Here is a 3,953-nt window from a genome sequence, read left to right on the forward strand (position 1 = left end):
TACGCTCCTGAAACCGAGATTTACTACGCAGACTTCCCTTCAGTAGAACAGCAGCGTAATTATATTTCCCAAGGTGCTATAGCTAGCTTGTTAGTCTGCTTGTTAATTTTGACCGCCTTCGGTATCAGCTAAGACCATTCATTACTTGTTAAACCCAAAGCTTGTAAAAAACACAAAGGAGAAAATGATGACTATTGTAATTGCACTGTTAATTGTTGGTTGGACTGCTGCTGCGCTAATTGGTACTCAAGCTTACTTCCGTGGTGAGCAAACCAAGCCCATCCATGAGCGCAACTGGCGTAGTGATTCTTTCAACACACTGGCCAAATCCGTGACTGGTCAAGAAACTGACTATAGCGATCGCACTCCGGCCTATGCCATGGATGCTTTTGCTAGCAACTCTCTACCCAATTCCTAATCTTGAAGCATTTGACACTGTGATTTTGACACTGTGATCAAGCAATGCTTTAACGGTTTGACCCATTTATTTACATAAAGACCAAAGGAGAAAAAAAGCAAATGACTTTCAGCACTAACACTATTACCAAGTCCACTATGTACACCACCGTTGATGAAACCGGAGTCCTCAATAACTACGCTCCTGAAACCGAGATTTACTACGCAGACTTCCCAACACTTGAACAGCAGCGTAATTATATTACCCAAGGTGCTATTGCTAGCTTTTTAGTCAGCTTGTTAATTTTGACTGCCTTCGGTATCAGCTAAACCATTCGTTACTTGTTTGACCACTAGCTTATAAAACACAAAGGAGAAAATCATGACTATTGTAATTGCACTGTTAATTGTTGGTTGGACTGCTGCTGCGCTAATTGGTACTCAAGCTTACTTCCGTGGTGAGCAAACCAAGCCCATCCATGAGCGCAACTGGCGTAGTAACTCTTTCAACAAACTGGCCAAATCCGTGACTGGTCAAGACACTGACTATAGCGTACGCACTCCGGCCTATGCCATGGATGCTTTTGCTAGCAACTCTCTGCCCAATTCCTAAACCAGAGGTCGATGCAGTCTTCAGTGCTCACTAAATTGATTCGCTGGTTACAGGAAGAGTTAGAGATTCCTAGGGCTTCCATTGCCCTGGCCCTACGCCAGGGCGAACCAAGCCCAAACTTTTTACCGATGATTCTGTGGCAATACGGACTAATTTCATTAGATCAATTAGATCAAATCTTTGATTGGTTGGAAGCCGTCTAAATCTATCTCTCGATATATAGCATTTATAGTTGAGTTGTGAACAGAATCCCTTAGGAAAAGGCAAGAGGCAAGAGGCAAGAGGCAAGAGTTAATCAACTATATAGGGATTTTTGGTAGCGATGCAGCGCCGCCAAAGGGGGTTTCCCTCATGAGTGACTGCATAAAGACAAGGTCAAAAACGGTAATCGTTTTTTCCAATTCCTACACGAAATGCTATATATAATAAACCAATCTAAATTCTAGAAGCCTTACTGACCAAAGATTTCACAATTAATACGCAAAAATACTTATCTAGCCCATCTAAATACTAAAAGCCTTACTGACCAAAGATTTCACAATTAATAAGCAAAAATACCTATCGTAGGCATTTCAAAATAAGATGGGTTTACCCTGATCAAGTAAGTCTGGAATTTTAGAGTTAATACCAATTCTTAGGGCTGACACCGCTACACGTCCTTTTGATCTCCCCATCTCCCCATCTCCTCATCTGCATCTGTAGTCCTACTTTGAACAATCGGTATAACTTTTAACCGTACCCTGGTAGGCTAAAAGTAAGGGCTTTCAGCCTGTATAACAAAAGCATTTTAAACAAACACTAGTTTGCATTTAACTACCTTGCATCTATGAGTATTAAAGACAAACCTCAACCCCCTCGCTCTCGCCTAATTGGCAATATTCTATTATTTTTAGGGGGTTTATTTCTTGTAGCTAACCTATTCTTGCCTGGGTTTTTTGGACAGAAAATCTCTCGGGTACCCTACAGCTTGTTTATTGACCAAGTCCAAGATGGACAGGTAGCGCGGGTTTATGTTGGGCAAGACCAAATCCAGTATCAGCTCAAAGCTGATACTGAACAGCCAGGACAAATTCTGATTACCACCCCAATCTATGATCTAGAGTTACCCCAACGGCTAGAAGATAAAGGAGTAGAATTTGCTGCTGCTCCTCCCCCTAAACGAAGCTGGTTTGCCATCGTGCTCAGCTGGGTGATACCTCCACTGATTTTTGTTGGCATTTTGCAGTTTTTTGCAGGACGTTTTGGTGGTGGCGGACCCCAAGGTGCTCTGTCTATTAGCAAGAGTAAAGCTAAGGTTTATGTGCAAGATGATGCCACGAAAGTTACCTTTAATGATGTGGCAGGGGTAGAAGAAGCAAAGACTGAATTACAGGAAATTGTGGATTTTCTCAAAACGCCCCAACGGTTTACTAACATAGGAGCGCGAATTCCAAAAGGAGTGCTATTAGTTGGACCTCCTGGAACGGGTAAAACCCTAATGGCTAAAGCAGTAGCTGGAGAAGCTGGTGTACCATTCTTTAGTATTTCTGGATCGGAGTTTGTAGAACTGTTTGTGGGTGCTGGTGCTGCCAGAGTTCGGGATTTATTTGAACAGGCCAAAAAGAAAGCTCCCTGTATTATTTTCATTGATGAATTGGATGCTATTGGTAAGTCCCGTGCTAGTGGTTCTGGTTTTGTTGGTGGCAACGATGAGCGGGAACAAACCCTCAACCAGTTGCTAACGGAAATGGATGGATTTGCTGCTGGTGATGCCACGGTAATTGTCTTAGCAGCGACTAACCGCCCTGAAACCCTAGACCCAGCTCTGTTACGTCCAGGACGATTCGATCGGCAAGTGTTAGTAGACCGTCCAGACTTATCCGGTCGCTTGAAAATTCTGGAAATCTATGCTAAGAAAGTGAAGCTTGGGGAAGATGTAGATCTAAAAGCGATCGCAACTCGTACTCCTGGTTTTGCTGGTGCTGATCTTGCTAATCTCGTTAATGAAGCAGCCCTGTTAGCTGCCCGTAACCGCAAGGAAAAAGTAACTCAAGCCGACTTTGCTGAAGCGATTGAGCGAGTCGTAGCTGGTCTAGAGAAGAAAAGCCGGGTACTCAATGACAAAGAGAAAACTATCGTTGCTTACCATGAAGTCGGTCATGCTCTAGTTGGTGCTTTGATGCCTGGTGGTAGTAAAGTCGCTAAAATCTCCATTGTGCCACGGGGGATGGCAGCACTAGGCTACACCTTGCAAATGCCTACAGAAGACCGCTTCTTAATGGATGAAAAAGAACTCCAGGGTCAGATTGCTACCTTGCTTGGTGGACGGGCAGCGGAAGAGATTGTGTTTAATAGCATTACCACTGGCGCTTCCAATGACCTGCAACGAGCTACGGATTTAGCGGAGCAAATGGTAACCACCTATGGCATGAGTAAAGTTCTCGGCCCCTTAGCTTACCAGAAAGGTCAGCAGTCAAGCTTTCTGGGAGATGGGATGATGAATCCCCGCCGCAATGTCAGTGATGAAACTGCTAAAGCAATTGATGATGAAGTCAAAGAGATTGTCGAAACAGGTCATCAACAAGCATTAGCTATTCTGAACGAGAATCGGGAGTTGCTCGAAACCATTGCTAAACAAATATTGGACACGGAAGTAATTGAGGGTGACAAATTGCAAGAGCTTTTGAGTAAAGTTAAGTCTGCCGAAAAGGAGGCTGCTGTAGTTTAACACCCAATTAGTTCATCCTGTTTAACTAAAAATTAACCACTGTATAGCCATTAAAATCGGGGTGATTAGCACCCCGATTTTAATGAAATAGTTTTAGACTAAAAATCCTCACGGAGTGACAACCCCGTGAGGCTACGGAATTACTCGCTGGTCAAAAAAAAGTAGAAACTTGGCACCAGGCATCAGCAGTTTCAGGACCTGCACAGTTACGGTCGATGTCCCCTATTAAGGGGAGCA

Annotated in this window: 6 protein-coding genes; all 6 read left to right on the top strand. The window is 43.6% G+C overall.

Features of this window, described 5'->3' with window-relative positions; genetic code table 11:
* On the top strand, window positions 1-132 hold a 132-nt coding region (gene psb34, locus F6K38_RS36770), incomplete at its 5' end, for a photosystem II assembly protein Psb34 (protein ID WP_287359962.1).
* A 55-nt stretch (window positions 133-187) separates the two neighbouring features.
* Window positions 188-418, top strand: coding sequence for a photosystem II protein, Psb35-related (locus tag F6K38_RS36775; protein WP_287359963.1), 231 nt, complete (start codon window positions 188-190; stop codon window positions 416-418).
* 137 nt (window positions 419-555) lie between these two features.
* Window positions 556-726 carry a photosystem II assembly protein Psb34 gene (gene psb34, locus F6K38_RS36780; protein ID WP_044492720.1) on the top strand — a complete coding sequence of 57 codons (171 nt, stop codon included), beginning with the start codon at window positions 556-558 and terminating at the stop codon, window positions 724-726.
* Window positions 727-778: 52 nt separating this feature from the next.
* Window positions 779-1,009: a photosystem II protein, Psb35-related gene (locus tag F6K38_RS36785; RefSeq protein WP_287253274.1), complete on the top strand. Its 231-nt coding sequence runs from the start codon at window positions 779-781 to the stop codon at window positions 1,007-1,009.
* A gap of 11 nt (window positions 1,010-1,020) precedes the next feature.
* Window positions 1,021-1,212 carry a DUF2949 domain-containing protein gene (locus F6K38_RS36790; protein ID WP_008182591.1) on the top strand — a complete coding sequence of 64 codons (192 nt, stop codon included), beginning with the start codon at window positions 1,021-1,023 and terminating at the stop codon, window positions 1,210-1,212.
* A gap of 623 nt (window positions 1,213-1,835) precedes the next feature.
* On the top strand, window positions 1,836-3,716 hold the full coding sequence (gene ftsH4 / locus F6K38_RS36795) for an ATP-dependent zinc metalloprotease FtsH4 (RefSeq protein ID WP_008182593.1): 1,881 nt from the start codon (window positions 1,836-1,838) through the stop codon (window positions 3,714-3,716).
* The last annotated feature ends 237 nt before the right edge of the window (window positions 3,717-3,953 follow it).

Origin of the sequence: Moorena sp. SIO3B2, assembly GCF_010692525.1 — a bacterium.
GTDB lineage: Bacteria > Cyanobacteriota > Cyanobacteriia > Cyanobacteriales > Coleofasciculaceae > Moorena > Moorena producens.